Origin of the sequence: Cupriavidus plantarum (assembly GCF_905397285.1) — a bacterium.
Taxonomy (GTDB): Bacteria; Pseudomonadota; Gammaproteobacteria; order Burkholderiales; family Burkholderiaceae; genus Cupriavidus; species Cupriavidus plantarum.
Window position 1 is genome coordinate 36,323 of record NZ_CAJPUX010000006.1, and the last position, 25,333, is coordinate 61,655.

Genomic DNA, 25,333 nt, shown 5'->3' on the forward strand with positions numbered 1-25,333 from the left:
CGCCATGGTCACGCGCGGCTGCCGCCGATACAATGAGCCGACCCCATCTCCGTGACCCGCGCGCAGCCGCGGGCGCGCCATGACCCAGTCCGCTCCCTCACCGCAGAACGCGCATCGCCGGCCTTTACCTTCCCCCCGGACGCTCGTCTGGACCCTCGGCCTGACCGAAGTCATCAGCTGGGGCACGCTGTACTTCTCCTTCACCGTGCTGATCGATCCCATGCAGAGGGCGCTCGGCTTCAGCAAGCCGTTCCTCGCGGGCGGGTTCTCGCTCGGGCTGCTGGTCTGGGCGCTGTGCTCGTTCGCCGTGGGTCGGCTGCTTGACCGCGTGCCCGCGCACCGCGTGATGTGCGGCGGATCGGTGCTGGCCGGAATCGGACTGTTGCTGTGGGCATGGAGTCCGTCGGAGACGATGTTCCTGCTGATGTGGTTGCCGCTCGGCGTGGCGATGGCGTCCACGCTGTACGAACCCGCGTTCGTGGTGCTGCGGCAGGCGTTCGGCGACGGGTATCAGAAGCCGATCGTCCACGTGACGCTGATGGCGGGCCTCGCCAGCACGGTGTTCATTCCGCTCGCCCAATGGCTCGTGCTGCATCTCGGCTGGCGTCCCACGCTGATCGGCTTTGCGGCGCTGAACCTGCTGGTCTGCGCGCCGATGCATGCGCGGCTGCTGCGCTATACGATCCATCCGACCTACCACGCGGTCCAGCCCGCCACGCCGCTGGAGGGCGCCGCCGCAGGCGCCAATGCCGGTATCGCGCGCGCGACGCTGCGCGAGCCCGTGTTCTGGGCGGTCGTTCTCGCCTTCACGGCGACTGCGGTCATCGCCTCGTTGCTAGGCGCGCATCTGATTCCGATGCTCAACGAGAAGGGCCTGCCGCTGGCGGAGCAGCTCGTCGTGGCCGCGCTGATCGGCCCCGCGCAGGTCGCGGGCCGGCTCGTGATGACGCAATGGCCGGTACGGCAGCCAATCCGGCTGTCGCTGCCCACCTATACGGTCCTGGGCATCGGCCTCGCCTGCCTGGCGCTCGGCAAGGGCTGGTGGCTGATGCTCGCGGCCGTGCTCTATGGCTGCGCGAACGGCGTCAACACGATGCTGCGCGCGATGGCGATGCCCGAGCTGATCTCGCGCCACCACTACGCGACGCTGAACGGGCTGATGATGACGCCGGTGCTGCTCGCGCAGGCCGTCGCGCCGTGGCTCGGCGCGCTGATGTGGCGGGCGGCCGACGGGTACTGGCTGATGCTGTGGACGATGGTGCTGCTGGCCTTTGGCGGCCTTGCCGCGTTCGGCTTCGCGTTGCGACGGCGGGGGTTGCTGCACGCGACCGCCACGGCATTGTGAGACCATGCGGCTTGTCCTTCGCATGGCCCCCGATGTCCGATCCCACTACCGTATCGACTGATTCAGTCTCCCGCGCCACGCGCGGCACCATGACCCTGTTCTTCGTCAACGGCGCGACGTTCGCGACGTGGGGCGTGCATATCCCGACCATCAAGGCGCGCTTCGCGCTATCCGACGCGATGCTGTCGTTCGCGATGCTGGCCGTGGCCGGCGGCGCCATTCTCGCCATGGGTCCCGTCGGACGCTGGGTCGCGCGCGTCGGCAGCGCGCGCGCCTCGATGCTCAGCGGGCTGGCCTACGCCCTCGCGACCATCGCCATCCTTGCCATGCCGTCGTTCGTCCTGCTGTTGCCCGCGCTCCTGATGTTCGGCATGTGCAATGCAGCGTTCGACGTCGGCATGAACGCGCAGGCGGCCACCGTGGAGGCAAGCCGCACGCGGCCCGTGATGTCAGCGCTGCACGGCATGTTCAGCCTCGGCGGCATGGCCGGCGCCGCGTTCGGCGGGTTGATGCTGTCGCTGGGCGTCGCGCCGCTCGTCCATGCGGCGATGATGGCCGCGCTGACGGCGACCGTGGCCGTGGTCACCCTGCCCGGTCTGCTCGCCGATCATCCGGTCATGCCGTCCGCGGCGCATCATCGCGAGCATGCGACGCGCGCGCTGTGGCTGCTCGGTCTGATGGCCTTCCTCGGCCTGATCGGCGAAGGCGCGATGTACGACTGGACAAGCGTCTATATGCGTGACGTTGCGGCATCGCCGGCGGACTGGGTCAGCTTCGGCTACGCCGCGTTCTCGGGGGGCATGGCATGCGGCCGCTTCGGGGGCGACTGGCTGCGCGCGCGGCTTGGCGACGGGCCAACGCTCACGGCGAGCGCTTGGATGGGCTTCGCGGGTATCGTGCTCGCGCTGCTGCTGCCCGTACCCATTGCAGCGCTCGGAGGCTTCTGCCTGATGGGCCTGGGCGCCGCGAACATGGTGCCGATCTTCTTCGTGGCGGCATCGCGGCTGCCGGGCGTGGCGCCGGCCGAAGCGATCGCGCGGGTGGCGCGCTTCGCCTACGTCGGCCTGCTGCTTGGACCCGTCCTGATTGGCGGCGCGGCACATCTGACGAACCTGCGCATCGGGCTGGCGCTCGTGGCGCTGACCATGGGCTGGATCGCGCTATTCGGCGCCCGTGCCGCGCGGCGTTACCTCACGACGCCCGCCTGAGCGGTCAGGCGTGTGCAGGCGCATGGGCGCCGGCGCCCATGCCTTCGAACACGAACGTGTCCATGGCCAGTACGCCGTAGGTGACGTCGTCGGCCACACGCGCTACGCGTGCGTCGCCTTCCCCGGGCACTGGACCAAGGGCCGCCCCCAGCGCGACATAAAACGGCAGCAGATGCTCGTCGCTGGGGTGCGCGCGCCGTGCGTAGGGTGCCTGCTCTCGGTAAGCGGCGATGCGGCTGGTATCGCCCGTCGCCAGGGCCTCGTCGAGCGCCGCCCGCATCCAGTCGCGGAACGCGTCCACGTACGGCGCCACGTCCGTGCCGTGCTGTACCGGTCGGCCGCCGCCGAACACTTCCTGCAGGTTATGCGTGAAGCTGCCCGATCCGATGATCAGGTAACCCTCTTCGCGCAGCGGCGCGAGCGCGCGACCGATCTCGATCTGGCGCGAGGGCGGCAAATACGGGTTCAACGCGAGCTGGATCACGGGCACATCGGCATCGGGAAAGAAATACCGCAGCGGCATCCACGCGCCGTGGTCCAGCGGACGGTCGTTGTCCTCGGCCACGTAGCTGATGCCGGGGAGCTTTGCGCGCTCCAGCGCCTGCTTGACGCGGCCGGCCAGCGCGGGCGAGCCCGGCGCGTCGTAGCGCAGCGCATACAACTCGCGCGGAAAGCCGCCGAAGTCGTGCCACGCCTCCTGGCGCTCACGTGTGCTCACGGCCAGCGTGCTGTAGATCCAATGCGCGGAAATCACCACAATGCCCTTGGGCGCGAGCGCGCGCAGGCGCGCGCCGAGCGCGTCGAACGCCGCGCCCGTAGGGCCCGGATCGATCGCCAGCATGGGGGAACCGTGCGAAACATAAATGGCGGGAAGCATGTTGCACCCTTCAAACGCTTTCTTCGATGTATTCAGTGTGGCCAATATGGATGGACGTGGAGGGAGTCAAATGCGAAGGGGTCGTGCAAAAAAACTGAAGTTCCGGTCGGCACCGGGGCGCCACAAAAGCGTGGGTGAACGCACACACCCGGATGGCATACACGGCACTGGAGCGGCCGGACTCAACGGAATAGGCCTATGATGCAAACAGGGCGGCCAATGCGGATACGTACCGCCCGGCAACGCGAGGACGGTCCCGCCCACGCGTGTTTTCCACTCCTTTTTCGCCCCCTCACGACCGTGGCCAAGCGCACGCCCCATGACCCGACCCTGCCCCACGCGCTGTGGTGGCAGGCTGGCGTCTATGGCAGCCTGCCGGCCGTGCTGCTGTGGATCGTGGCGCGCCTTCCCGCGGAAATCCTGTATCTGTTATTCGGCAATGCCATGACGGCGGCGGCGCTGTTCAACCACGCCGGCGACACCGTCTTCGTGACGGGCTGGCTGGCGAGCGCGGTCTGGCTCTGGTTCACCCGCCGGCGTCCGCATGGGCGGCCTGCCGCGCACGCGGGACGTGCCGCATCGGCCGATCCCTCGCACGAACCGCATCACCCGGGCTGAGGCCCGGTCGCCTGTTGGCGGGCTCGGCGGCCCCCGGTTCGCTCGGCGGCATGTAAGGAATCGCTTAAGATGGCGTTGGGCGTCCAATGCCCAATTTCGGTGATTCCTAAAACAATTCATGCAAGCCACTGCTACGCAACATTCCCTTCCTTCCGCCGCCAAGCGACGACGCACCATCCTCGCCGCGACCATCGGCAACGGTCTCGAATGGTTCGACTTCACGGTCTACAGCTTCTTCGCGGTCATCATTTCGCGGCTGTTCTTCCCCACCGGCGATGACATCACGTCATTCCTGCTGACGGTGGCGACGTTCGGCGTCGGCTTCGTCATGCGCCCGGTGGGCGCGGTCGTGCTCGGCGTCTATGCCGACCGCGTTGGCCGCAAGGCGGCGCTCACGCTGACCATCCTGCTGATGGCACTCGGCACGGCGATCATCGGCTTCGCGCCGACCTATGCGTCGATCGGCCCGTGGGCGCCGGCGCTGATCGTGCTGGCCCGCCTGATCCAGGGCTTCTCGGCCGGCGGCGAAGTCGGCGGCGCCACCGCCTTCCTGATCGAACACGCGCCCGACAGCGAGCGCGGCGCCTACGCGAGCTGGCAGCAGGCGAGCCAGGGCATCTCGTTCATGCTCGGCGCCGCGATGGGCGCGCTGGTCATCAACGGCCTCGAGCCCGCACAGGTCGATGCCTGGGGCTGGCGCATTCCGTTCCTGTTCGGTCTGCTGATCGCGCCGGTTGGCATGTACATCCGCTCGCAGCTGGAGGAGCCGCCCGAGTTCGAGGCACGCCAGGCGGAGCGCGCCGCGGCCAAGGTCAAGTTCTCGCCGCTGTCGCAGGTCCTGCGCGAGCATCCGCGCGAAGTCGTCGCCGGTCTCGGCGTGACCGTGCTGTGGACCGTCTGCACCTACGTGCTCGTGTTCTACATGCCGTCGTACGCGAAGCAGCAGCTCGGCCTGCCGCTGGGCGCGACGTTCGAATCGACCGCGATCTGCGGCGCGATCATCCTCGTGCTGTGCCCGCTGATGGGCATGCTGTCCGACCGCGTGGGCCGCAAGCGCATGCTCGGCACCGTGGCGCTCCTTATCGGCGTGCTCGCGTACCCGCTGTTCCACTGGCTCAACGTGTCGCCGACCACGAGCACGCTGCTGCAGGTGCAGATCGTGCTGGGCATCCTGCTGGCCGCGTTCACGGGCCCGGCACCGGCTGTACTGGCCGAGCAGTTCCCAACCGACGTGCGTTCCACGGGCCTGTCGCTGGCGTACAACTTCGCCGTGACCATCTTTGGCGGCTTTTCGCCGCTGATCGTGACCTGGCTGATCCAGTCGAGCGGCGACAAGCATGCGCCCGCCTATTACGCGATTGCCGCGGCCGCGGTGAGCTTCCTCGCGCTGCTGTTCATGCACGATCGTACCGGCAAGCCGATCGCCTGATTGGCTGTTTCCGGCCTCGTGATTCGAGGCCGGGGCGCGCCTGCAACGGGCGCGCTCACCCGGGGGGAGATTGGGTATATTCACCCTTCTTCCCGCGGATTTATCAAGATGACCCAATCCCAGAGTGCGGTTCCCCAACGGTGCAGCTGGTGCGGCACCATCGAGGACTACTGCCACTATCACGACAACGAATGGGGCTTTCCGGTCGACGATGACCGGCGCCTGTTCGAGAAGCTCTGCCTGGAAGGCTTCCAGTCCGGCCTGAGCTGGCTGACGATCCTTCGCAAGCGCGAGGCCTTCCGCAAGGCTTTCGCCAATTTTGACATCCGCAAGGTCGCACGCTTCGACGAGCGCGACGTGGAGCGGCTGCTGGGCGATGCGGGCATCGTGCGCCATCGCGGCAAGATCGAGGCCGCCATCAACAATGCCCAGCGCGCACTGGAGCTGCTCGAGACCGAGCCTTCGCTCGCCGCCTACTTCTGGCGCTTTGAACCCAAACCCGCCACCCGGCCGAAGAAGATCACGCGCGAGGCGCTGGCCGCCATGACGACGTCGCCCGAATCGATTGCACTGTCCAAAGATCTCAAGAAGCGTGGCTGGAAGTTTGTCGGGCCGACCACGATGTATGCGTTGATGCAGGCCATGGGCCTCGTCAACGATCACGTGGAAGGTTGCGCGACGCGCGCGGAAGTTCTGCGGGCGAGGAAGTCTTTCAAGGTGCCGCGCTGATCTGGGCGCGGCGCGTATACGTTTACGGTTTACCGTAAGGTTTACGTATACAAAAATAGTAGTAGTAGTAGTTAACGCACGCCACTCGCCGTGGATAACCGTAACTTTCTCTTCTGGTTCAGGGAGTTGCGGCGCCCACAACCATCTGGGCAACGCTGTGCGTATACGTCGATTCATCCACAGGCCCTTTCGCGTATACGTCGAGGCGGCCGAGTTGTTCGTATACGCTCCACAGCGCATCCCCTGGCGAGCCCCCAGCGTGACCACAGGGTTTTCCCGAAGTTTTCCACAGGACTGGATCGATGGACGCGACGACGTTGCTGCTTTACACGATGGCGGTATCGGCGGTGATCGCCACGCCGGGCCCCACCGTGCTGCTTGCTCTCAACAATGGCGCGACGCGTGGCATGCGCGTGGCCGCCTGCGGCATGGCGGGCGCCGTGCTGGCGGACCTGATCCTGATCGGGACGGTCGGCTGCGGGCTGGGCGCGCTGCTGCTGGCGTCCGAGCGGCTGTTCGAGGCTATCAAGTGGATCGGCGCGGTGTATCTGCTCTATCTGGCGTGGGTCATCTGGCGTTCGCCGACGCACGCGCTAGTGGCCGAGCGAGACGATGCTTCCGCCAGCGGGCGGGCCGCGTTCCTGCGCGCGCTGTTCGTGGCGCTGTCCAACCCCAAGGCGCTGCTGTTCGTGTCGGCGTTCCTGCCGCAGTTCGTGCATGCGGATGGGCCCATCGCCCTGCAGTACACGGTGCTGGCGGCGATCAGCGCGACGATCAACCTGATCGTGATGACGATCTATGCGCTGGGGGGACGCCACGCGGTGCGCACGTTATCGGCCCGGACGCTCAAATGGATCAACCGGAGCTGCGCGGGAATGCTGGCGTTTCTGGCGGTAGGCTTGAGTCTCTATAGGCGGGCTGACCTGCGCTGACCAGGCATCGCGCCTTATCGTCTTACCGGATCGACGTGCGTCATCACGTTGAGCACGTCGTCGCGGCGCATCGCGCTTTCGCGGGCGGCGACCGCGATCGCGTGTCCCTGCTCGACGGTCAGATCCGCGGCAATTTCCAGATGGACATCGACCAGGATCAGGTCGCCCATCTTGCGCGTCTTGAGGTCGTGCAGCCCGAGCACGCCGGGGGTTTCCAGCATCGCCTGGCGTAGCGCTTCAACCGTATCCTCGTCGGCCGCGCGGTCCATCAGGTCGCTGAGCGCGTCCCATCCGAACTGCAAGCCCATGCGCGCGACCATCAGGCCGACCACGATCGCGGCCACGGGATCGAGGACGTGATAGCCGAGCAGGTTGCCGCCGATACCGAGCGCGACCACGAGCGATGACGCGGCGTCCGAACGGGCGTGCCACGCATTGGCGACCAGCATGCTCGAGCGCACGCGTTCGGCCACGCGCAGCATGTAGCGGAACAGCAGTTCCTTGGCGATGAGCGCGCCGATGGCCACCCATAATGCGACGAGCTTGACGGGCTGGACCTGCTCCGGATGCTCGATCTTCTGGACCGCCGTCCACAGCATGCCCACACCGACGGCGAGCAGCAGCGCGCCCAGCGCCAGCGAGGCGGCGGTCTCGAAGCGCTGGTGACCATAGGGGTGATCGAGGTCGGCGTCCTTGCGGCTGTGATGGCCCGCGATGAGCACCACGAAGTCCGAAACGAGGTCCGAGAGCGAGTGCGCGGCATCGGCGATCAGCGCCTGCGAGCCGGCGATGACGCCGATGACCGCCTGCACGATGGTCAGCGCGATGTTGACGAACACGCTGACGAGGGTGCTGCGGCGGGCGGCGGCGTGGCGGACTTCCATCGCGTCGGCGTCGATGGAGGCGTCGATGGAGGAGTCCACCGAGGGCGTGGCGGTTTCGGCTTGGCTCGGGATCATGGGCTTGATGGTACCGGGCTTGAACGGCCTTGCGGTGCTGAGTGTGAGCGTACGAGACTAGCATGCTACGCTCCGGGTCATGTCGCTCAAAGATCCCCGCATGCGTATCACGGCCGAAGACGTTCCGCGCGAGGCGTTCGCGTTGCGGACCCAAGGGGCGTTGGTGGCGATGTGTCGCGCGCTCATCGGGGACGCTATGGATGACGCGATGGACGACGCTATGGGCGCTGTCGGTGGCGCTGTCGGTGGCGCTGTCATGGGCGATCTCGCGGGAGACGGCAGCGGCTTGTCCGAAGCCGAGCGCGGGTGGTCGGCCTCAGCCGAGGCTGTGGATCACATCGCCGTGCGCGCGGTGCGCGCGCAGATCGCGTCGGGTGGCGATCCGCTGGGCGACGCGTTTGCCATCCTTCGCGCAGCCGAGGACCGTCGCGCCGCGGGTGCCGTCTACACGCCGCAGCGGATCGTGGACGCGATGATGGCGTGGCTGGTCACGCGGGGCACGCCCGCAAGGATCGTCGATCCCGGCGCCGGTTCCGGGCGCTTTATCCTCGCCGCGGGCGAGAGGTTCCCCGATGCGGAGCTCGTCGCCGTGGAAATGGACCCGCTTGCCGCGCTGATGCTGCGAGCGAACGTGGCCGCGCGCGGGTGGCAGGATCGCGTGACGGTGATAGTCGACGATTACCGCAGAGTCAGCTTGCCGCGCGTGGCCGGCATGACGGCGTTCATCGGCAATCCGCCTTATGTGCGGCACCACGATATCGGCGAGGAATGGAAGGCCTGGTACGCCGAGCGCTTTGCATCGCTCGGCATCAAGGCGAGCGCGCTGGCAGGGCTCCATCTGCATTTCTTTCTGCAAACGCGGTTGCTGGCGCAAGAGGGCGATGTCGGCGCGTTCATCACATCGGCCGAGTGGATGGACGTGAACTATGGGTCCGCGCTTCGCAAGCTGCTGATCGATCAACTGGGTGGCACGGCACTGCACGTGCTCGCACCAACGGTCGAGGCGTTTCCCGGCACGGCCACGACCGCGGCGATCACGTGCTTCCGGGTTGGCGAGCAGACCGAGCCCGTCACCGTGCACGCGGTGGACGCGCTGCCGGCGTTAGGTACGCTCGACGGCGGCACACCCATCGCGCGCAAGACACTGCAGTCCGCGCACAAGTGGTCGATCATCGTGCGCCCCTCGACGGCGCCGCGCGCCGGCGAGATCGAACTCGGTGACTTGTTCCGCGTGCATCGCGGACAGGTCACGGGCGCTAACGACATCTGGATCGCGGGCCCCCACGCGCGCGATCTCCCGGCGCGGGTCAAGTATCCATCGGTCACCAAGGCGATGGACCTGATTCAGGCGGGCGCGCATCTGCATAAGGCCGGGGCATTACGGCTCGTCATCGACCTGCCGAGAGACTTCGACGGCTTCTCGCACGAGGAGCGAAAACATATCGACGCATTCCTGTCGTGGGCCCGGGAGCAAGGCGCGCACGAGGGCTATATCGCGACCCACCGCAAGGCATGGTGGTCAGTCGGCCTCAAGGCCCCTGCCCCGATCCTCTGCACCTACATGGCCAGACGCCCGCCGCAGTTCACGGTCAACACATGCGACGCGCGGCATATCAACATCGCGCACGGGCTGTATCCGCGCGAGGTGCTGGCGCCGGAGGTCATGCATGGGCTGACGGCGTGGCTCAATGCCAATATCGATACCGGCGGTGGGCGGACCTATGCGGGAGGCTTGACGAAGTTCGAGCCGAAGGAAATCGAACGGTTGCGGATTCCGACGCTGGAGCGGCTGGGGTCAATCATCGACGCGACGCGGTAGGGCCTGAGCATGGCGATGGAAATCGCTCTACGCTTAATTTCGCCGACTGTCCCTTGATTGCGACAGGGCGAACCGGCTGCCCTCGCGATTTAACAAGTTGACACACCAGCGCCATTGCGAAGCGCGCTAGCATGGCCGGAAACATTGCTGCCCAGCGTCGCAAACATCGAGGCGAGCCGGGCACCTCCCCGCCGGAGATCGACCCATGCCCGCCATGCGCGCTTCCCATTTTGTCGCCCATATGTACGGCGTCCTCGGATTGATTCCCGGGGTCGCAAGCCTCGTCGCTGCCTATCGCCCGGACGCTCCATGGTCGGAGCACGCCTTGCTCGCCGCCGGCTGGCTGGTTGCGGGCGGATTTGCCTTCATGGTCTTCCGCTTCGCGCACCGGTTGATGACCGCTTGCGAGGATCGCGAGGGCTATGAGGAAGCGCGCATCTGAAGCGTCGCCTTGCCCTGATCTTGGAGAAGACCATGCCGCGACGCATGAAAGTGATACGCAGCAAAAGGCTCGAAAACGTTCTACGCGACCCCGCAGCGGCGGAGCAATTGCGCGTCTTTCTGGCATCCGCAAACGTTGGTGGCGAAGCCCAGATGAAGATCGAAACCCTTGATGCGGAAGGCAAGCCTGTCTGCTATTGGCCCAAGCTGCTTCGGGTCTTCGGCAGCGGCGCGTGAGATGAATATTGCATTTCCGGCCGTCCTTCTCTTTCTACTGGTCCTTCCGGGCTTTGTCTTCCGGCTCTTCGTCCAGAGACGGGAAGTCAGAACGTTTGACCACACCGCATTCAGTGCCGTTGCGCTGCAAGCGTTGCTATGTGCCGCCTGCGCGAACCTCGTTGTGGCCGCGATTGCCACACAGTGGCTGGGTTACAGAATCGATATCGGAGACGCTGTCCGACTCCTTGTCGGCGGCACTAGCGCGCTGACGGATGTCGCGAGCGGCCTCGCCTGGCTGAATGACCATCCGACGGCGCCGCTGAAGTACTTCGCCTCTACCATCGGCCTGGCATTGGCAAGCGCCTTGGCCTGGCGTCTGCTCGTCGAATGCTGCGGTCTGGACTGCCGCGGGAAATGGTCGACACAGTGGGTACGAGGAGAGGCACCCTGGTATTACCTTTTCTCGGGGCTCGACCATCCCGACGCCCGAGAGGTGGACGGTACGGTGGTGGCGGCAGTCGTCGAGTTCAAGGCAGAAGGCTCGTACCTGTATCAAGGCATGATGCTGGACTACGAAGTTAGCGAAGCCGGCGACCTGGACCGGCTCCTCCTGGTGCATGCCCAGCGCCGTAAGCTAGCCCCCGATCGTGCGTACGACGCCGCAATGGGTCAGCACAAGGAAGACACAAGTCGCTTCTATCCCATCGCGGGGGACGTTTTCGTTCTGCGCTATGACGAGATCAGGACGCTTAACGTGACATATCTGTCCCTAGGATCTTCCGCCGCATAAAACAAAACAACGCACCACATCGTCAGACGTAGTGCGTTGTTCTGAAAGGAAATTGGTGGACCGAAGGAGGATCGAACTCCCGACCTCTGCATTGCGAACGCAGCGCTCTCCCAGCTGAGCTATCGGCCCGTAGCGGATGATTCTAGCGCAAAACCTTTTGCGTTTTCAATCGTGCCGTTGCAGGCGCACGACCATGGGATTCAGGCGGGGGATATGCCGTGGTTGCCGTCCATGCCGACCACTTTGGGGACGTTCAGCGGGCGGGCGGTGACTTCCTTGTTCGTGCGGAGCCATTGGGCCATCACGTCCCAAATCGGCTTGCCGCCGGACTGGCGGGCGTCTTCGGAGACGGGGGCCCAGCCGGCGACCTTGTAGGTTTTGCCGGCCTCCAGCGGTTTGCCGTTCAGGCGCATATCCGTGATGCGGTGGCCGATCGTTTGGTTGGGGTCGATCGTGTATTGCAGGCCGCCCACCCGGACCATGTCCCCGCCCTGCTGGTAGTACGGGTCCGGATTGAACAGGTTGTCCGCCACGTCCTCCAGCACCGTCTTGATCGTCTCGCCGGTCATCGGCGTGACGGTGGTGTACGGGTACGTGATGGCCGTCTGGTCCATCAGCGCCTCCATCGTGATCGGTTCGCCCGGTAGCAGCGTCGTGCCCCAGCGGAAGCCCGGCGAGAACGCGATGTCGGCGTCCTGCACCGCCATCAGGCCGTCCAGGATCAGCTGGTCGAAGGTGCCATTGAAGTTGCCGCGGCGGTACAGCAGGCCTTTGTTCACCGCCAGCACTTCGTTGAGCTTTGGTTCGAACGGTGCCCTGACGCGCGTGATCAGGTCGTTCATCCGTGCGTCCGCCGGCAGGTAGTTCGCGAAGACCGGCAGCAGCTTGTAGCGGAAGTCCATCACGCGGCCGTTGCGGACGTCGAAGTCGAGCACGCCGAGGAACTTGCCGTTGGAGCCCGCGTTGGTCACCAGCGTCGTGCCACCCGCATTGCGTACCGGCACCGGCGCGGGGATGCCGTCGTGCGTGTGGCCGCCGAGAATGGCATCCAGCCCGCGCACGCGCGAGGCGAGTTTCAGGTCCACATCCATGCCGTTGTGCGACAGCAGCACCACGACCTTTGCGCCCTTGCCGCGCGCATCGTCGATGACCTGCTGGAGGCTCTCTTCCTGAATGCCGAACGTCCAGTCCGGCACGAAATAACGCGGGTTGGCGATCGGTGTGTACGGAAACGCCTGACCGATGATCGCCACCGGCACGCCGTTCATCTCGCGCATCGTGTACGCGTCGAACACCGGATCGCCGAAATCGCTGGTCTTGATGTTCTGGGCCAGGAACGCGACCCGCCCCTTGAAATCCTTGTCCACGACCTCGCGCACCCGCTCCGCGCCGAGCGTCATTTCCCAGTGTGCCGTCATGATATCGACGCCGAGCAGCAGCGCGGCATCGATCATGTCCTGCCCCTGCGTCCACAACGCGGTGGCGGAACCCTGCCACGTGTCCCCGCCGTCGAGCAGCAACGCGCCCGGCCGGCTCGCCTTCATGCGCTGGACCAGCGTGGAGAGATGCGCAAACCCGCCGACCTTGCCATAGCGACGCGCCGCCTGCGTGAAGTCGAGACAGGTAAATGCATGCGCGGCGGCACTGCCCGGCGCGATGCCGTAGGTGCGCAGGAACGCGTCGCCCACCAGATGCGGCGGCTTGCCGGCCCACTCTCCCACGCCGAGATTGACGTTGGGTTCGCGGAAATGGATCGGCCGCAGTTGCGCATGGCAATCGGTGTAGTGCAGCAGATGGACGTTGCCGAAGCGCGGCACGTCATAGAGGTTATCCACAGCCTTCGCGGCCAGCGCATCGTTCGTGGGGAACGCCATGCCGCCAGCCCCCGCGACGGCCAGTATCTGGAGAAATTCGCGCCGATTCATGCGTGTTTGGCCTACTTCGCGTAACGGGCCAGCGCGGCCACGTCGTCGTCGAGCATCTCGCCGAGCTCCTTCTGGACGACGCGTCCGCGCGCGTCCAGGACATACAGTTCCGGCAGGCCCTTGCGCGGACCCAGCGCCTTGCGCAGATCGGGCGAGTCCATCGTGGCCGGGAACGTGTAGCCGCGCTGCTTCAGGTAGTCGGCGGCGACTTTCGGTTCCTTGTCGATGCTGATGGTCAGCACCTGAAGCGGATGCCCGGCCTTGCGCGTGCTGTCGTAGAGCGCCTGCAGACGCGGGTTCTGCAGCGCGCAGAACGGACACCATGACGCCCACACCTCGATGACCAGCGGCTTGCCGGCCCAGTGGGATGGCGGCACCGTACGGCCGTCGAGCAGTGGCACGGCGGGCAGCGTGACGACGTCACCCACCTCGGCTGCCCCCGCCACGCCACCCACGCCGGCCACGGACGCAAGTCCGGCGGCGAGCGCGAGCGTCAGGAACCGACGGCGCGCGCGCATCGGGCTTACTGGTTGACCGGCGAGGCCGGGTCCAGCAGCAGCGCCATCACATCGCGGATCTGCTGCTCGGTGAGGATGCCCTTGTGCCCGAAGCGCGGCATGTTGGAACAGGCGCTGAACGCGTTCGAGTCCCAGATCTTGCCCCACGTGTACTTGATGACCGCTTCAGAGTTACCGCGCAGCTTGCCGTACTGATACAGCGACGGACCGATATTGCCGAACGAGATCTCGGCCTTGGTGAGTTGGTGGCACGCGTAGCAGTTGGCGCCGTTGGTGCCGCCGACAGGATCGGAGAACTGCATGCCGCGGCCGTTCTGCGCGATCTGCTCGCCCACCTTCCAGTCGCCGAGGTACTTGCCGTCGGCGGGATACTTGACCTGCCTGATCTCGGCGGCCTCGATCTTCTTCGCCACCGGCTCGGGCACGCTGGTGCGATCCGGGTACTGGCTGCACGCCTGCTGCGTCGGGTCCTGCTGAAGCACGCCATCGAGCGTGGCGGGCCCCTTGGAGTGGAATGACAGCGCGATGAGCTTCTTGAGGTCGCCGTCGCCAACGTCGGCAACCGGCACCGCCTTGCTGGCCGCAGCCCTGGCCTTCGGCGCCACGGACTTCGCATCCTGTGCGAGCGCGTGGGTTCCGATGCCGCCCGCCGCCATGGAAACGGCGGTCGTCAGCATCCATGCATGGATTCGATTCATATTGGCTCTCCCGCTCAGCGCTTCAGGTTCGGACCGTCATACGTGCCGCCATTCGCATTTTTCGCGAGGAACATCGTCAGGGCGGTGATCACGTCGGAACCGTAGTCGGGTTCGGGAAAGCGCTGCTGGCGGAGGCAGTCGTACAGCCGGTGCTGCATCGTGCGGACCTCCCCCTGCGAGACGCGATAGGCGGGCCATGTCGTGTAGGCCGCCTGCGCGCCGCTCGCGTGCAGCAGGTTCGGCAGGTCCTGCAGACGGATGCGCTGGCCATCCACCGCATGGCAGGTGGCGCAGGCGAAGTCGTAGGCGCCGCCGCGGTAGAAGAACATCTTCTGTCCGAGGGCGTACGTCTTCTTCTCTTCCGGCGTGTTCAGCTGGACGTTGATCTTCACGCCGCGGGATTCGCCGGTGACGAACGACACCAGGCGCTCGATATCGGAGGCCTTGCCCGGCGAGGAGAACGGGTTCGCCGTCGCCTGCGCGGGCGTCAGGCCCTGCAGCGTCACGCGGCACCAGGCCAGCCGCTGCTCGAGGTCCATGACCTTGCCCGCATCCTTGAAGTAGCGCGGCAGCTCGGCGTACGCACCCTTGGTCACGCCCGGGCCCTTGCCCAGGTCGCACTGTTCCAGCGATGCGTTCTTCGGGCCGGCCGGCTTTTTCCACAGTTCCTCGCCGGCGGCTTCCCACAGCTCGGCGGGATTGCCTTCGGCCAGCATCTGGCGGTACTTGGCGAGCTCTTCGGCGGTGCTGCCCTGCGCCTGTGCGGGCAGCGCGGCGACCGTGGCAGCCACGGCGGCTGCGCCGGCGATGGCCAGCAGCGCCGCAGCGGGGCGGCGTCGATGGTTCTGCATGGGGACCTTCTCCTCGCGATGCGGTGGCTCCCGCATCGTTCGCGTTATGGAGGGATTCGGGCGTACGGGCCGTGACAGCGTTACGGCTTGATGTACGCGTACCCTTCGTTGAACTGCAGGTTGGCAACTTCCACCACGCCCGCGGGAACGACCTTGGCCTCGAGCAGCAGGCTCGACGGCGATATCCGGCGCGCGGCCAGCGTGTTGCCACAGGCGCGGAACTCGATGCCGTCGGCGGCCAGCGCGGCCACGGGAGCATCGAATGCATTGCCGCGCGAATCCTTGGCGCCTTCCAGCAGGAAGTCGATGCCGTACCCGAACGCCACCACCACGATCTTCGTGCCCGGCGCCCCGTTCAGATGGTTTCGCAGGTTGCTCATCATGCGAACGGCCTGATCGAGCCCCTCCGACATCTGATAGACGACCTTGACCTGGTTTCCGCCCTTCGCTTGCGTGGCAGCGCCACCCTGCGCCATCGCCTTCGCGGACAGACCCGCCGCGGCGAGCGCCGCGGTGGCCTTGAAGAATGCTCGCCGCATGCTGCGTTCCTTCCTGTTTTGCGTGTGAACGCGTTGCCGACTCAGGCGATGGTCGCTTCGTCGGTGCGCTTGTCGCCGCGGTTATCGACCCAGGTCACCGTGACCTTGTCGCCCTTGTTGCCGCCCTTGAACTTGAAGTTCAGGAACGGATCCTTGGACACCGCCGTGCCGAACTGCGCGTTGAAGACTTCCTTGCCATTGCACTGCGCGACGACGGTCTGGATATGCCAGGCCGGAACGGTCTTGCCGCTCGCATCCTTGCGCTGGCCCGTTTCCATGTCGTGCTTCATCAGAATCTTGACGTCAACGACACCACCGTTCTCGGTGGCGCGGACGCGCATCGGATCTGCCATGTGTTCTCTCCTGCTGGTCGTGGATGGGGATGAAAGTCGTCAGGTCGTCAGCCGCCGCAGCCGCCGAGCGTGACCTTGATTTCCTTCTGTGCCACGTACCACTTGCCACCGGCCTTGACCGCCGCGTAGACGACCGAGGTCTGGCCCATCTTGACGCGCGTGGAAACGAACGGCTCCGTACCCGCCGGGATCCTGAAATCCGCCGCCAGCGTGTACGGGTTCTTCTCCACCAGGATCGCGATCTGTTCGGTATCGGGGATGCTGCTCGTCACGGCCACGGGCACCACGGCGCCGTTCTCGGCGATGTCGGGCGCGGTGAAGGTGATGGAACCGGACTTCTCCGTACCATTGCCGCCGAGCGCCTTGATCACGTCGGCCACGCTCTTGCCGTCAAACGCATTCTTGTTCCATTCGGCGGCCTGCGCCTCGCTGATCAGGCCGGTGGCGGCCATCAGCGACAGCACGGCGGTGACCCGCAGGACGTCTCGTCGTTTCTGGTTCATGTCGTCTCTTGTCTCTACCCGTTTTGACTGCGCTGCCGGCGGTGGCCACCCTGTCGTGTCGGTGGCCGCCGCCGTGACTGCTGATGACGCTTATTTCTGCAACTTACTTCTGCAACTTACGTTGTCAGGCTTACTTCGCCGGCGCGCCCGCGAGGACCCACTCGACCACCGTCTTGATGTCCGCATCGCTGACACCCGCGTTCGCGGGCATCGGCACGGGACCCCAGACACCGGCGCCGCCGTTCTTGACCTTGGCGGTCAGCTTGGCCAGCGCGCCCTTGTCACCCTTGTACTTAGCCGCCACGTCCTTGAACGACGGACCCACCAGTTTCTTGTCCACCTGATGGCAACCCATGCAGGCATTCTTGCTGGCGATGTCCTGCGCCTTGGCGGCATCGACGGCGTGCGCCGACGCGGCGGCCGCCAGCATCAGCGTTGCGATTACGAACTGCTTCATGTTTCGTTGGCTCCAAACTCGTAAGCCGTGGGGACGGCAAAAGGCGCCGCAGTCGCGCGGCGCGGGCTGGCCACCCGCATCGAATCGGTGATCAGGATGGGGGGCGGTGCCCGATGTTCCCCGGGCATAAGCGGCCAGTCCGCTATTTTGCCTCAAGAATCCAATGCCCTACGGACGCTGCGGTGATATCGATATGACAGCGCGATATGACAGCGCGATATGACAGCGCGATATACCCGCGGCGAATGGTCGCGGCCCCGACCCGAGGGTTAACCCTTATTTTGGGGCGATCGTGACGAGGCCGGCGATGCGGCCAGCCGTCCTGCAACGGGCAGGCGCCCGCCGAACACGCTGACGAGCAGGCCCGCCATGACAACGGCGGCGCCGATCCATTGCGCGGCGGCAAGGTCCTCGCCCAGCAGCAGGTGCGAGGAGATCAGCCCCACCGGCGGCACCAGCAGCGTGAGCGGCGCGACCTTGCTGGCCGGATAGCGGTTCAGCAGGCGGCCCCAGATCGTGTAGCCGAAGATCGTGGCGGCGTACGCGAGATAGGCAACCGCGAAGATGGCCATGCCCGACAGGTGCGTCAGACTGGCCTCGATGCGCGCGGGGCCCTCGAACGCGAGCGACAGCAGCGCGAATGGCACGATGGGCACGAGCGCGCCCCACACGACCAGCCCGAGCAGATCCACGGGGCCGATCGTCTTGCTGACGATATTGCCGGTGGCCCAGCTGGCCGCGGCGCACAGCGTCAGCACGAAGCCGGCGAGCGTCATGCCGTGGCCGCTTCCCGCGCTGCCGGACATTCCCGTGCCGATCAGCGCGAGGCCGCCCGCGGCGACGAGCATCCCCGCCAGATGGTGCCAGCGCACGGGCTCGCGCAGATACAGGGCCGCGAACGCGACGGTGAAGAACACCTGCGATTGCAGCACGAGGGAGGCCAGCCCGGCGGGCATGCCGACGGCCATCGCATAGAACAGGAACGCGAACTGCCCCAGGCTGATGAAGCCGCCGTAGGCCAGCAGCTTCCGCCATGGCACGCGCGGGCGCGGCACGAAGAGGATGGCGGGGAAGGCGACGAACAGGAATCGCAGCGCGCCAAGCAGCATCGGCGGCATGCCGTTCAGTCCGACCCGGATCACCACGAAGTTCAGACCCCACACGAGGATGATGCCGAGGGCGAGCAGGCGGTCTTTAGCTAGCATGAGGGGGGAGCCGCCGGGGCGGACAAGGGACCTGGGGGGCCGCTAGCCTAGCATGTCCGTCCAGATGCCCTGCGCCCAGGCCTGCGCGTAGCGGCCCTCGAGCGGACTCGGTGCCGGCGAGAGGCCGCCCGAACCCGGCACCGTCACCATCGTCTTCTGCGCGGCATCGTAGCGATGCACGCTGGCGATGTGGATCGCCTCGTCTGCGGACGTGAAGCTGTAGCAGGTGTTGTTATAGAGCGGCGTGGGATTCGGCGGTTGCCCCGCCAGCAGCGCGACGATGGCGCCCGCGGCCACCTTGCCATGCTGGTTGGCCATGTGGCCCGACTTCGGCATCAGCGGCGCGATCTGGATCGCGTCGCCGATGATGTGGATATTGGGTGCGACGCGCGACTCCATCGTCATGAAGTCCACCTCGCACCAGCGGCCGTTGGCCGTGGCGAGGCCCGTGGCCACCGCGATCGCGCCCGCGCGCTGCGGCGGCAGGAGGTTGATCACGTCGGCCTTTTCGTCGTCCTGCACATCGAACTTGAGTGTCCGCGTGGCGGGATCGACGTCGATGGTGTCGTATTGCGGGCGGTACTCGATCATTCCCGCGTAACGCGTTTGCCAGACCTGCCGGAACAGCGCGCCCTTGGACGTGATGTCAGGGTTCGCGTCGAGGATGAGCACCTTGCTGCGCGGCTTGTTGCGCTTGAGGTAGTCGGCCACGAGGCTCGCGCGCTCGTAGGGGCCGGGCGGGCAGCGGTACGGAGCCAGCGGCACGGTGATCGCGAATGTGCCACCGTCGGGCATGGCGGCCAGCTGTTTCGCGAGGACCTCGGTCTGCGGGCCGGCCTTCCATGCATGCACGATCTGGTCGGCGCCGGGACGGCCCAGTCCCGCGATCGCGCTGGTCTGCATCTCCACGCCGGGGGACAGCACCAGCCGGTCGTAAGCGAGTGTGGTACCGCCGGCCAGCCTGACCGTCCGGCGCGCGGGATCGATGGCGGTGACGGTGTCGCGGACGATGTGGATGCCATGACGGCTGGCGAGGGTGTCGTAGGGCCGCGTGATATCGGCCATGGAACGCAGGCCGGCGACCACGAGGTTCGACAGCGGGCACGAGACGAACGACGCGTCGGGCTCGACGAGCGTAACGTCGATCGTGTTGCGGCTCCACGCGCGCAGATACCGCGCCGCTGTGGCGCCGCCGTAGCCGCCGCCGATGACCACCACCTTTGCGTTGGCGGCGGCGCGGGCATCGCGTGCGGTCAGCATGCCCAGACCCGTACTCAGTGCCGCGGCGCCGGACAGCGCGCGGAGGAACGATCGTCGTTGCATGGCCTGCTATCTCCGGGGCTGTCCGTGGTCGATGGCGTCGATGCCGCGGGGATTGTCGCCGCCGTTGCCTCCCCTGTCGGCGAACCACGCCGCGATGGCGACGATCTCCGCGTCGCTATAGCCGCGCGCGAGCTGCGGCATGACGGTGCCCGCGCGTTGGCCGTTCTTGAACGCCAGCATCTGCTCGACCATCTGGGCCTGCGGTTTGCCGGCGAGCCCGGGGATGGGGCTGCCGGCCGGGGCGTGGCCGTCCGGGCCGTGGCATGCCGCGCAACTGGCGGCTTGCTGGCGCGCCTGCAGCGTGCGCTCGGCCTGCACACCGACCGTCGTCCGGCTGTCGGGCGCGGCGGGCTGCGCCTGCGCCAGCCATGGCGCGGTGCAGAGCAGCGCTACGACGGCCGCACGCAGCCGCGCGCGTGCCAGCGCGGCGGGCCACGCGACGGCCAGCCCGGCGGTGAGCCCCGCAGTCAGATCCGCAGTCAGACCCGCCGTGAGCCCCGCAGTGAGCCTCGCAGTGAGCCCCGCCGTGAGCCCCGCCGTCAGCGCGCAAACAGACCTATCGCTCGGAGCGCGGGCCGTTGCGCCGGGCGGTGCGCGACGGAGGGAGCAGACGATTCCGGCCGGCGGCGCGCGCATCGGTCAGGGCAGGTTGCGGCCTGCCGGCACCGTGACGGGCGAACCCACCGGGGTGCTGACCGTGCCATCGCCCGCGGTCGGGACGGGGGTGTTCGCGGGCGCGCCCGACGTCACCGGCGCGTTTGGCGCGGTGCCGGGCACGGACTGCACCGGCGCGGGCGTGCCCACCGGCGTGTCGCCGAGATTGCCGTTGCCGCCCGCCGCCGCCTGATCGAGACGTGCCCGCTCCGCGTCGCTCACATAGTCGAACGCCTTCACGACCTTGGCCACGCCGCTTGCATTGCGCGCGATGTCGGTCGCCTTGTCGCCCTCGGCCTGCGTGACCACGCCCATCAGGTACACGACGCTCTTGTCGGTGGTGACCTTGATGGAGTTGGCCGGCACGCCATCGGTCGTGGCCAGCAGCGTCTTGACCTTGCTGGTCAGGTACGCATCGTTGCTCGTGGTCATGAAGCCCGGCGACGAGGTGATCTGCAGTTCGTTGATGACCTCACGCGCGTTCGGCAGGCCGCGGACGTACTGGTCGATCTGCTGCTTGATCTGATCGTTGGCGGCCTCGCCGGTCAGCAGCACCTTGCGGTTGAAGACCGTCACGCTCACGCTGGCCTGCCCGCCGCTGTAGCGGGAGCTCAGCGTATTCTCGATCTCGAGCTGCAGACCGCGGTCGATCGCCTGCGTGCCCGTGGGACGGCGGTCGGCGGCCAGCAGCACGCCGCCCGCCATTGCGCCGGCGAGCACCGGGAAGCAGCCGGCGAGCTGCGTCGCGGAAACGAGCAGCGCGGCGACGGTAATGGCGGTGCGGACAGTGCGGGCACCGCGCGCCGCGCGCGTGGCCGGGGCGGACGTGGCGGTAGAGGTGGCGGAGGGGGATGGGTTCGGGAGAAGCACGTTCTTCATGCGGTCCTTGGCTCGGTGCAATAACGGTGAAGTTGATGCTGCATTGTGGGTATCCGGTGGATAACCGCCCCTTCCCTGTCGATAACCCGGTTGATAACCGGATCGATAGCCGGTAGATATCCGGTGGATAAGGGGTGAATAAAGAGCGTCGGGCTGTGGATAGCGTTGTGCACAACCCGGGATAACTTTGCCGGACGCGGCCTCAGGCCTCGCCCAGCAGCGCGTCGTCGATGCCATCGCACAGGCAGTGCAGCGTCACGCGGTGCACCTCTTGCACGCGCGCGGTGCGGTCGCTTGGCACGCACAGATGGATATCGAATTCCTCCAGCATGGTACCGATCTGGCCGCCGCCGCGCCCGGTGAGCGCGATGATGGTCATTTCGCGATGGCGCGCCGCCTCGATCGCGGCAATCACGTTCGCGGAGTTGCCCGAGGACGAGAGGGCCAGCAGCACGTCTCCAGGCTGGCCGAGCGCCTCGACCTGTTTCGAGAACACGACCGAAAAATCGTAATCGTTGCCGATCGCTGTCAGGATGGAGCCGTCCGTGGTCAGCGCGATGGCCGCGAGACCGGGCCGCTCGCGCTCGAACCGGCCGATCAGCTCCGCCGCGAACTGCTGTGCGTCGGCGGCCGAACCGCCGTTGCCGCACGCGAGAATCTTGTTGCCGCTCGTCAGCGCCGCCACGGCGCGTTCCACCGCCGCGTCGATCTGCGGCGCCATCGTCGCCGCGGCCTGCCGCACGACGTCGGCGCTGTCCAGGAAATACTGCTGGATACTGTCGATGCTCATGGCTCTGTTGGGCCTTCTTCCTTCTTGCTTGCTGCGGGTGACACCTGTTGCCGCCGCATTATGACGCAGCCGCGTCGAGATCGAATGCGTTCTGCAGCCATTCGAGGCGCCCGCCATCCATCGCGACCACGTCGAACCGGCATGGCGGCGTGCGATCGAGCGTCAGCAGGTACTGCGCCGCGGCCACCAGCAATCGCCGCTGCTTGGCCGTCGTGACGCTGGCCGCGGCGCCGCCGAACGCGCGGCCGCGCCGCTCGCGGACCTCGATAAAGACCAGCGTTTCGTCATTGGCGCGCATGATCAGGTCGATCTCGCCGCCTTTGCAGCGATAATTCCGGACGACCAGCGTCATGGCATGCGCCTCGAGCCAGGCCAGCGCGCGGTCTTCCGCCCGGGCGCCCGCCTGCGTCGTGGTGGTTTTGAATGGATGATTCAAGGGAAGTTCTCAAGCATGGCTGACTGGAACTCGCTGGCCGCTGGCCAGACCTATCCACCCGGCACCCTGTACGTGGTGGCCACCCCGATCGGCAATGTCGCGGACCTGTCCCTGCGCGCGCTCCATGTGCTCGGCCTGGTCGACGCCGTCGCCTGCGAGGACACGCGCAATACCGGTCAGTTGCTGACCCGCGTGGGCTTGCAGCGGCCGCTGCTCGCGGTGCACGAGCACAACGAACGCGAGGCTGCGGAGCGTATTGTCGCGCGGCTCGCGGCGGGCGAGCGTATCGCCTATGTCTCCGATGCGGGCACGCCCGGCATCTCCGACCCCGGGGCGCGGCTCGTGGAGGCGGTGCGCGCGGCGGGCCGTGGCGTGGTGCCGCTGCCCGGTCCCAGCGCGGCCGTCGCGGCACTGTCCGTGGCGGGCGACATGCTCGAGCATGGCGAAGGGCGCTTCACGTTCGTCGGCTTTCTGCCCGGCAAGCCCAAGGCGCGCGACGAGGCCGTCGCGGAGCTGGCGGGCCTGGCCCACCCATGGGTCATCTACGAGGCGCCGCATCGCATCGGCGACACGCTGGCCGCGCTGGCGGCCGCGTTGCCCGCACGGCGGCTCATGATCGGCCGCGAGTTGACCAAGCTGTTCGAGGAAACACCCGTGCTGCTGGCGGCCGACGCTCCGGCGTGGCTCGCCGCCGAGGCGACGCGCGGCAAGGGCGAGTTCGTGATCGTGGTGGAGGGAGCGCGGCGCCATGCGGGCGGAGAGGCCGGCGAAGCTGGCGATGTGCCTGACGCGCGGGCCGTGCGCGTGCTGGAGTTGCTGCTGCCGGAATTGCCGGCCAAGCGCGCGGCCAAGCTGGCTGCAGCGATTACCGGCGCGAAGACCGACGCGCTTTATCAGGTTGCGCTGTCGAAGAAGCGAGGGGGTGGGAACGACGGGGACGACTGAGGCGGCGTGAAGGACGTGGAGGTCGCGGAGGTCGCGGAGGCTCGTCACCGGCTGTCCGATCGCGTGAACCTATGTGGTGGAACCCACGCGATTGAGCCGGATCAGCGCTTGCGCTTGACGGTCCGCGCCTTGGCGGCCGTCTTCGACTTCTTCGCGGGCACCAGCGTGTTCGCGGTGTCCGGCGGGCTCACGTCGTCCGCGCCGGTGCCATCGCCGGCTTCATTGTTGCCCGCATCGATCTGCGGGCCGAGCGCGGCGACTTCCGTGCGCGAGAGGCGGCGAATTTCCACCTGCGTGGCGCCGTGATCGACGAAGTTCAGGCGCTTGGCGGCCGCGTACGACAGGTCGAGCACGCGGTTGCCGTGATACGGGCCACGGTCGTTGATGCGGACCACGGCGACCTTGTCGTTGCGCAGATTGCGGACGAGCACCCAGCTGTCGAGCGGCAGCGACGGGTGGGCCGCGGTCATCGCGCGCATGTCGAAGCGCTCGCCGTTCGCGGTCTTTCGTCCATGAAAGCCCTTGCCGTACCACGATGCCATGCCGCGCTGCTCGAACGTACCCATATCGGCGCGCAGGCCTTCGAGCGACGATGCATTGGTGTCGGGCGCGTCACGGTCCAGCTTGCCCCAGCCAAACAGGTCCCAGTTACCGCGATCGTCGGGCTTGGCCCCTTCGGTCTTCGCGGATTTATCGGTCTTGCCCTGCTGGGCGGACTTGATGCCCCCGGACTTGATGCCCCCATTGGTGGCGCCGCCAGCCCCGCGCGTGGGCGTGGCGATGGAGCCGGGGGAACCGGCGACGTCCGCCCCGTCGCTCCCGCCCGGCGGCGTCGCGCAGGCGGCCATTACCAGCGCGCACGCGAGGACGGCGCAACGGTTGAGCAAACGGTGTGCCCCCACGGAAAAAGCGGGGCGCATGGCGGCTAGACTGGTCATGGCCCGCAGTCTAACATCGCACCCCCGATGCTATGGCCTTGATTTTGTTACGAAATTTAAGACAACCGTCTGAAACGTCGTCGCAAATCCCCGCAATCCTTGGCCCGACAAGGGATTGCGGAAATTTACACTTGATGCTCGCCATGTAATGCAAAAGACGCTTTCGTCGCCCGTGCTACGCTGTCAGACGCGCTTCGGGCTCCCCGCCCCCGCCCCCGCCGGTCAGAATCGACATGGCGGGCTACAATGAGGCTCCTTCGGCCGACCCCGCCGACGCCCACCCTCCCCGCATGAAAGTCCTCCTGATTCCCGTCACGCCGTTCCAGCAAAACTGCTCGCTGCTCATCGACGAGGCGACCGGTCGTGCCGCGGTCTGCGATCCCGGGGGTGACCTCGACCGCATTCACGCGGCCGTGGCCGAGCATGGCGTCACGCTCGAGAAGATTTTCCTGACGCACGGGCACGTGGATCATTGCGCGGGTGCCGCGGCGCTGTCGCGCGAGCTCGGCATTCCCATCGAGGGACCGCAGCAGGAGGAACGTTTCTGGATCGACCAGTTGCCCGACCAGACCCGCCGGTTCGGGTTCGGGCAGGCCGAGGCCTTCGAGCCCGATCGCTGGCTCGAGGATGGAGACACGGTGACATTCGGCGGGGAAACGCTCGAGGTCTATCACACGCCCGGCCATACGCCCGGCCATGTGGTGTTCTTCTCGCGAGACAACCGGCTGGCGATCGTCGGGGACGTGCTGTTCGCGGGGTCGATCGGGCGTACGGATTTCCCGCGCGGCAATCATGCTGACCTGATCCGCTCGATCCGAACGCGCCTGTGGCCGCTTGGCGAGGACGTGACTTTCGTGCCCGGCCATGGGCCGGTGTCCACGTTCGGCGAGGAGCGGCGCAGCAATCCGTTCGTCGCGGACCATGTCGTGGCGAACAGCGCAGCGGATTGATCC

General features: G+C 66.8%; 29 protein-coding genes and 1 tRNA gene. 12 read left to right on the forward strand and 18 right to left on the reverse strand.

Going from position 1 to position 25,333, the window contains the following annotated elements; translation table 11 throughout:
• The first annotated feature begins 79 nt into the window (after positions 1–79).
• Together KHP16_RS22675 and KHP16_RS22680 are read left to right on the forward strand one after the other, a co-directional pair.
• Positions 80–1,345, forward strand: coding sequence for an MFS transporter (locus KHP16_RS22675; RefSeq protein WP_109585261.1), 1,266 nt, complete (start codon positions 80–82; stop codon positions 1,343–1,345).
• Positions 1,346–1,434: 89 nt separating this feature from the next.
• Entirely contained in the window at positions 1,435–2,553 is a 1,119-nt protein-coding gene (locus tag KHP16_RS22680) for an MFS transporter (protein WP_211961197.1), read from the forward strand.
• A 4-nt stretch (positions 2,554–2,557) separates the two neighbouring features.
• Here KHP16_RS22680 and KHP16_RS22685 read toward each other — a convergent pair whose 3' ends face one another.
• Positions 2,558–3,430 (reverse strand): DODA-type extradiol aromatic ring-opening family dioxygenase, encoded by an 873-nt coding sequence (locus KHP16_RS22685; RefSeq protein WP_211961198.1) that lies wholly within the window; start codon positions 3,428–3,430, stop codon positions 2,558–2,560.
• A gap of 300 nt (positions 3,431–3,730) precedes the next feature.
• On the opposite strand from KHP16_RS22685, the gene KHP16_RS22690 reads away from it, so the two are divergent.
• The 4 genes from KHP16_RS22690 (at position 3,731) to KHP16_RS22705 (ending at position 7,138) form a co-directional block, all read left to right on the forward strand.
• Entirely contained in the window at positions 3,731–4,048 is a 318-nt protein-coding gene (locus KHP16_RS22690; protein WP_109585264.1) for a hypothetical protein, read from the forward strand.
• A 118-nt stretch (positions 4,049–4,166) separates the two neighbouring features.
• Positions 4,167–5,477 (forward strand): MFS transporter, encoded by a 1,311-nt coding sequence (locus KHP16_RS22695; RefSeq protein ID WP_109585265.1) that lies wholly within the window; start codon positions 4,167–4,169, stop codon positions 5,475–5,477.
• Between the two features lie 108 nt (positions 5,478–5,585).
• Positions 5,586–6,206 (forward strand): DNA-3-methyladenine glycosylase I, encoded by a 621-nt coding sequence (locus KHP16_RS22700; RefSeq protein ID WP_115955680.1) that lies wholly within the window; start codon positions 5,586–5,588, stop codon positions 6,204–6,206.
• Positions 6,207–6,508: 302 nt separating this feature from the next.
• Positions 6,509–7,138, forward strand: coding sequence for a LysE family translocator (locus KHP16_RS22705; protein WP_109585267.1), 630 nt, complete (start codon positions 6,509–6,511; stop codon positions 7,136–7,138).
• A gap of 14 nt (positions 7,139–7,152) precedes the next feature.
• Here KHP16_RS22705 and KHP16_RS22710 read toward each other — a convergent pair whose 3' ends face one another.
• Complete coding sequence (locus KHP16_RS22710; RefSeq protein WP_244835992.1) at positions 7,153–8,022, reverse strand: cation diffusion facilitator family transporter; 870 nt, start codon at positions 8,020–8,022, stop codon at positions 7,153–7,155.
• Positions 8,023–8,305: 283 nt separating this feature from the next.
• Between KHP16_RS22710 and KHP16_RS22715 the strand changes: the two genes are divergently transcribed.
• The 4 genes from KHP16_RS22715 (at position 8,306) to KHP16_RS22730 (ending at position 11,366) form a co-directional block, all read left to right on the forward strand.
• Positions 8,306–9,916 (forward strand): Eco57I restriction-modification methylase domain-containing protein, encoded by a 1,611-nt coding sequence (locus tag KHP16_RS22715; protein ID WP_244835961.1) that lies wholly within the window; start codon positions 8,306–8,308, stop codon positions 9,914–9,916.
• Positions 9,917–10,121: 205 nt separating this feature from the next.
• Positions 10,122–10,358, forward strand: a complete 237-nt coding sequence (locus tag KHP16_RS22720; protein WP_211961199.1) for a hypothetical protein — start codon at positions 10,122–10,124, stop codon at positions 10,356–10,358.
• A 32-nt stretch (positions 10,359–10,390) separates the two neighbouring features.
• On the forward strand, positions 10,391–10,594 hold the full coding sequence (locus KHP16_RS22725) for a hypothetical protein (RefSeq protein WP_211961200.1): 204 nt from the start codon (positions 10,391–10,393) through the stop codon (positions 10,592–10,594).
• 1 nt (position 10,595) lies between these two features.
• Positions 10,596–11,366: a hypothetical protein gene (locus tag KHP16_RS22730; RefSeq protein WP_211961201.1), complete on the forward strand. Its 771-nt coding sequence runs from the start codon at positions 10,596–10,598 to the stop codon at positions 11,364–11,366.
• Positions 11,367–11,419: 53 nt separating this feature from the next.
• On the opposite strand, the gene KHP16_RS22735 is transcribed toward KHP16_RS22730, so the two are convergent.
• From KHP16_RS22735 to KHP16_RS22805, 15 genes are all read right to left on the reverse strand, one after another.
• Positions 11,420–11,495 (reverse strand) — tRNA-Ala (locus KHP16_RS22735).
• 71 nt (positions 11,496–11,566) lie between these two features.
• Positions 11,567–13,291 carry a thiosulfohydrolase SoxB gene (soxB, locus tag KHP16_RS22740; protein ID WP_211961202.1) on the reverse strand — a complete coding sequence of 575 codons (1,725 nt, stop codon included), beginning with the start codon at positions 13,289–13,291 and terminating at the stop codon, positions 11,567–11,569.
• A gap of 11 nt (positions 13,292–13,302) precedes the next feature.
• Complete coding sequence (locus KHP16_RS22745; RefSeq protein WP_211961203.1) at positions 13,303–13,809, reverse strand: TlpA disulfide reductase family protein; 507 nt, start codon at positions 13,807–13,809, stop codon at positions 13,303–13,305.
• A 5-nt stretch (positions 13,810–13,814) separates the two neighbouring features.
• Positions 13,815–14,507 (reverse strand): sulfur oxidation c-type cytochrome SoxX, encoded by a 693-nt coding sequence (gene soxX / locus KHP16_RS22750; protein ID WP_211961204.1) that lies wholly within the window; start codon positions 14,505–14,507, stop codon positions 13,815–13,817.
• 14 nt (positions 14,508–14,521) lie between these two features.
• Complete coding sequence (soxA, locus tag KHP16_RS22755; RefSeq protein ID WP_115955659.1) at positions 14,522–15,358, reverse strand: sulfur oxidation c-type cytochrome SoxA; 837 nt, start codon at positions 15,356–15,358, stop codon at positions 14,522–14,524.
• Positions 15,359–15,438: 80 nt separating this feature from the next.
• Positions 15,439–15,897 (reverse strand): DsrE family protein, encoded by a 459-nt coding sequence (locus KHP16_RS22760; RefSeq protein ID WP_109585283.1) that lies wholly within the window; start codon positions 15,895–15,897, stop codon positions 15,439–15,441.
• 41 nt (positions 15,898–15,938) lie between these two features.
• Positions 15,939–16,250 carry a thiosulfate oxidation carrier complex protein SoxZ gene (gene soxZ, locus KHP16_RS22765; protein WP_109585284.1) on the reverse strand — a complete coding sequence of 104 codons (312 nt, stop codon included), beginning with the start codon at positions 16,248–16,250 and terminating at the stop codon, positions 15,939–15,941.
• Between the two features lie 47 nt (positions 16,251–16,297).
• Entirely contained in the window at positions 16,298–16,753 is a 456-nt protein-coding gene (gene soxY / locus KHP16_RS22770; protein WP_109585285.1) for a thiosulfate oxidation carrier protein SoxY, read from the reverse strand.
• A gap of 130 nt (positions 16,754–16,883) precedes the next feature.
• Positions 16,884–17,210: a c-type cytochrome gene (locus KHP16_RS22775; protein ID WP_109585286.1), complete on the reverse strand. Its 327-nt coding sequence runs from the start codon at positions 17,208–17,210 to the stop codon at positions 16,884–16,886.
• 269 nt (positions 17,211–17,479) lie between these two features.
• Positions 17,480–18,415, reverse strand: coding sequence for an EamA family transporter (locus KHP16_RS22780; RefSeq protein WP_211961205.1), 936 nt, complete (start codon positions 18,413–18,415; stop codon positions 17,480–17,482).
• A gap of 42 nt (positions 18,416–18,457) precedes the next feature.
• Positions 18,458–19,738: an NAD(P)/FAD-dependent oxidoreductase gene (locus KHP16_RS22785; protein WP_211961206.1), complete on the reverse strand. Its 1,281-nt coding sequence runs from the start codon at positions 19,736–19,738 to the stop codon at positions 18,458–18,460.
• A 6-nt stretch (positions 19,739–19,744) separates the two neighbouring features.
• Positions 19,745–20,374, reverse strand: coding sequence for a c-type cytochrome (locus KHP16_RS28650; RefSeq protein WP_211961207.1), 630 nt, complete (start codon positions 20,372–20,374; stop codon positions 19,745–19,747).
• Between the two features lie 3 nt (positions 20,375–20,377).
• Complete coding sequence (locus tag KHP16_RS22795; protein ID WP_109585290.1) at positions 20,378–21,271, reverse strand: BON domain-containing protein; 894 nt, start codon at positions 21,269–21,271, stop codon at positions 20,378–20,380.
• Positions 21,272–21,473: 202 nt separating this feature from the next.
• Complete coding sequence (locus KHP16_RS22800) at positions 21,474–22,061, reverse strand: phosphoheptose isomerase (protein ID WP_115955647.1); 588 nt, start codon at positions 22,059–22,061, stop codon at positions 21,474–21,476.
• Between the two features lie 58 nt (positions 22,062–22,119).
• On the reverse strand, positions 22,120–22,497 hold the full coding sequence (locus KHP16_RS22805) for a YraN family protein (RefSeq protein ID WP_109585292.1): 378 nt from the start codon (positions 22,495–22,497) through the stop codon (positions 22,120–22,122).
• Positions 22,498–22,512: 15 nt separating this feature from the next.
• Between KHP16_RS22805 and rsmI the strand changes: the two genes are divergently transcribed.
• Positions 22,513–23,442 carry a 16S rRNA (cytidine(1402)-2'-O)-methyltransferase gene (gene rsmI / locus KHP16_RS22810; RefSeq protein WP_109585293.1) on the forward strand — a complete coding sequence of 310 codons (930 nt, stop codon included), beginning with the start codon at positions 22,513–22,515 and terminating at the stop codon, positions 23,440–23,442.
• 101 nt (positions 23,443–23,543) lie between these two features.
• Here the strand turns inward: rsmI and KHP16_RS22815 are convergent, their stop codons facing one another.
• Positions 23,544–24,380 (reverse strand): septal ring lytic transglycosylase RlpA family protein, encoded by an 837-nt coding sequence (locus KHP16_RS22815; RefSeq protein WP_211961208.1) that lies wholly within the window; start codon positions 24,378–24,380, stop codon positions 23,544–23,546.
• Between the two features lie 290 nt (positions 24,381–24,670).
• Between KHP16_RS22815 and KHP16_RS22820 the strand changes: the two genes are divergently transcribed.
• On the forward strand, positions 24,671–25,330 hold the full coding sequence (locus KHP16_RS22820; RefSeq protein WP_109585294.1) for an MBL fold metallo-hydrolase: 660 nt from the start codon (positions 24,671–24,673) through the stop codon (positions 25,328–25,330).
• Positions 25,331–25,333 lie beyond the last annotated feature (3 nt).

Coding starts and splice junctions, on each gene's coding strand:
- KHP16_RS28650 (WP_211961207.1), bottom strand. CDS start 20,374: ATGCGCGCGCCGCCGGCCGGAATCGTCTGCTCCCTCCGTCGCGCACCG.
- KHP16_RS22680 (WP_211961197.1), top strand. CDS start 1,435: ATGACCCTGTTCTTCGTCAACGGCGCGACGTTCGCGACGTGGGGCGTG.
- soxB (WP_211961202.1), bottom strand. CDS start 13,291: ATGAATCGGCGCGAATTTCTCCAGATACTGGCCGTCGCGGGGGCTGGC.
- rsmI (WP_109585293.1), top strand. CDS start 22,513: ATGGCTGACTGGAACTCGCTGGCCGCTGGCCAGACCTATCCACCCGGC.
- KHP16_RS22800 (WP_115955647.1), bottom strand. CDS start 22,061: ATGAGCATCGACAGTATCCAGCAGTATTTCCTGGACAGCGCCGACGTC.
- KHP16_RS22730 (WP_211961201.1), top strand. CDS start 10,596: ATGAATATTGCATTTCCGGCCGTCCTTCTCTTTCTACTGGTCCTTCCG.
- soxA (WP_115955659.1), bottom strand. CDS start 15,358: ATGCAGAACCATCGACGCCGCCCCGCTGCGGCGCTGCTGGCCATCGCC.
- KHP16_RS22720 (WP_211961199.1), top strand. CDS start 10,122: ATGCCCGCCATGCGCGCTTCCCATTTTGTCGCCCATATGTACGGCGTC.
- soxZ (WP_109585284.1), bottom strand. CDS start 16,250: ATGGCAGATCCGATGCGCGTCCGCGCCACCGAGAACGGTGGTGTCGTT.
- soxY (WP_109585285.1), bottom strand. CDS start 16,753: ATGAACCAGAAACGACGAGACGTCCTGCGGGTCACCGCCGTGCTGTCG.
- soxX (WP_211961204.1), bottom strand. CDS start 14,507: ATGAATCGAATCCATGCATGGATGCTGACGACCGCCGTTTCCATGGCG.
- KHP16_RS22785 (WP_211961206.1), bottom strand. CDS start 19,738: ATGCAACGACGATCGTTCCTCCGCGCGCTGTCCGGCGCCGCGGCACTG.
- KHP16_RS22715 (WP_244835961.1), top strand. CDS start 8,306: ATGGACGACGCTATGGGCGCTGTCGGTGGCGCTGTCGGTGGCGCTGTC.
- KHP16_RS22775 (WP_109585286.1), bottom strand. CDS start 17,210: ATGAAGCAGTTCGTAATCGCAACGCTGATGCTGGCGGCCGCCGCGTCG.
- KHP16_RS22745 (WP_211961203.1), bottom strand. CDS start 13,809: ATGCGCGCGCGCCGTCGGTTCCTGACGCTCGCGCTCGCCGCCGGACTT.
- KHP16_RS22760 (WP_109585283.1), bottom strand. CDS start 15,897: ATGCGGCGAGCATTCTTCAAGGCCACCGCGGCGCTCGCCGCGGCGGGT.
- KHP16_RS22675 (WP_109585261.1), top strand. CDS start 80: ATGACCCAGTCCGCTCCCTCACCGCAGAACGCGCATCGCCGGCCTTTA.
- KHP16_RS22700 (WP_115955680.1), top strand. CDS start 5,586: ATGACCCAATCCCAGAGTGCGGTTCCCCAACGGTGCAGCTGGTGCGGC.
- KHP16_RS22705 (WP_109585267.1), top strand. CDS start 6,509: ATGGACGCGACGACGTTGCTGCTTTACACGATGGCGGTATCGGCGGTG.
- KHP16_RS22725 (WP_211961200.1), top strand. CDS start 10,391: ATGCCGCGACGCATGAAAGTGATACGCAGCAAAAGGCTCGAAAACGTT.
- KHP16_RS22710 (WP_244835992.1), bottom strand. CDS start 8,022: ATGGAAGTCCGCCACGCCGCCGCCCGCCGCAGCACCCTCGTCAGCGTG.
- KHP16_RS22820 (WP_109585294.1), top strand. CDS start 24,671: ATGAAAGTCCTCCTGATTCCCGTCACGCCGTTCCAGCAAAACTGCTCG.
- KHP16_RS22685 (WP_211961198.1), bottom strand. CDS start 3,430: ATGCTTCCCGCCATTTATGTTTCGCACGGTTCCCCCATGCTGGCGATC.
- KHP16_RS22815 (WP_211961208.1), bottom strand. CDS start 24,380: ATGACCAGTCTAGCCGCCATGCGCCCCGCTTTTTCCGTGGGGGCACAC.
- KHP16_RS22695 (WP_109585265.1), top strand. CDS start 4,167: ATGCAAGCCACTGCTACGCAACATTCCCTTCCTTCCGCCGCCAAGCGA.
- KHP16_RS22795 (WP_109585290.1), bottom strand. CDS start 21,271: ATGAAGAACGTGCTTCTCCCGAACCCATCCCCCTCCGCCACCTCTACC.
- KHP16_RS22780 (WP_211961205.1), bottom strand. CDS start 18,415: ATGCTAGCTAAAGACCGCCTGCTCGCCCTCGGCATCATCCTCGTGTGG.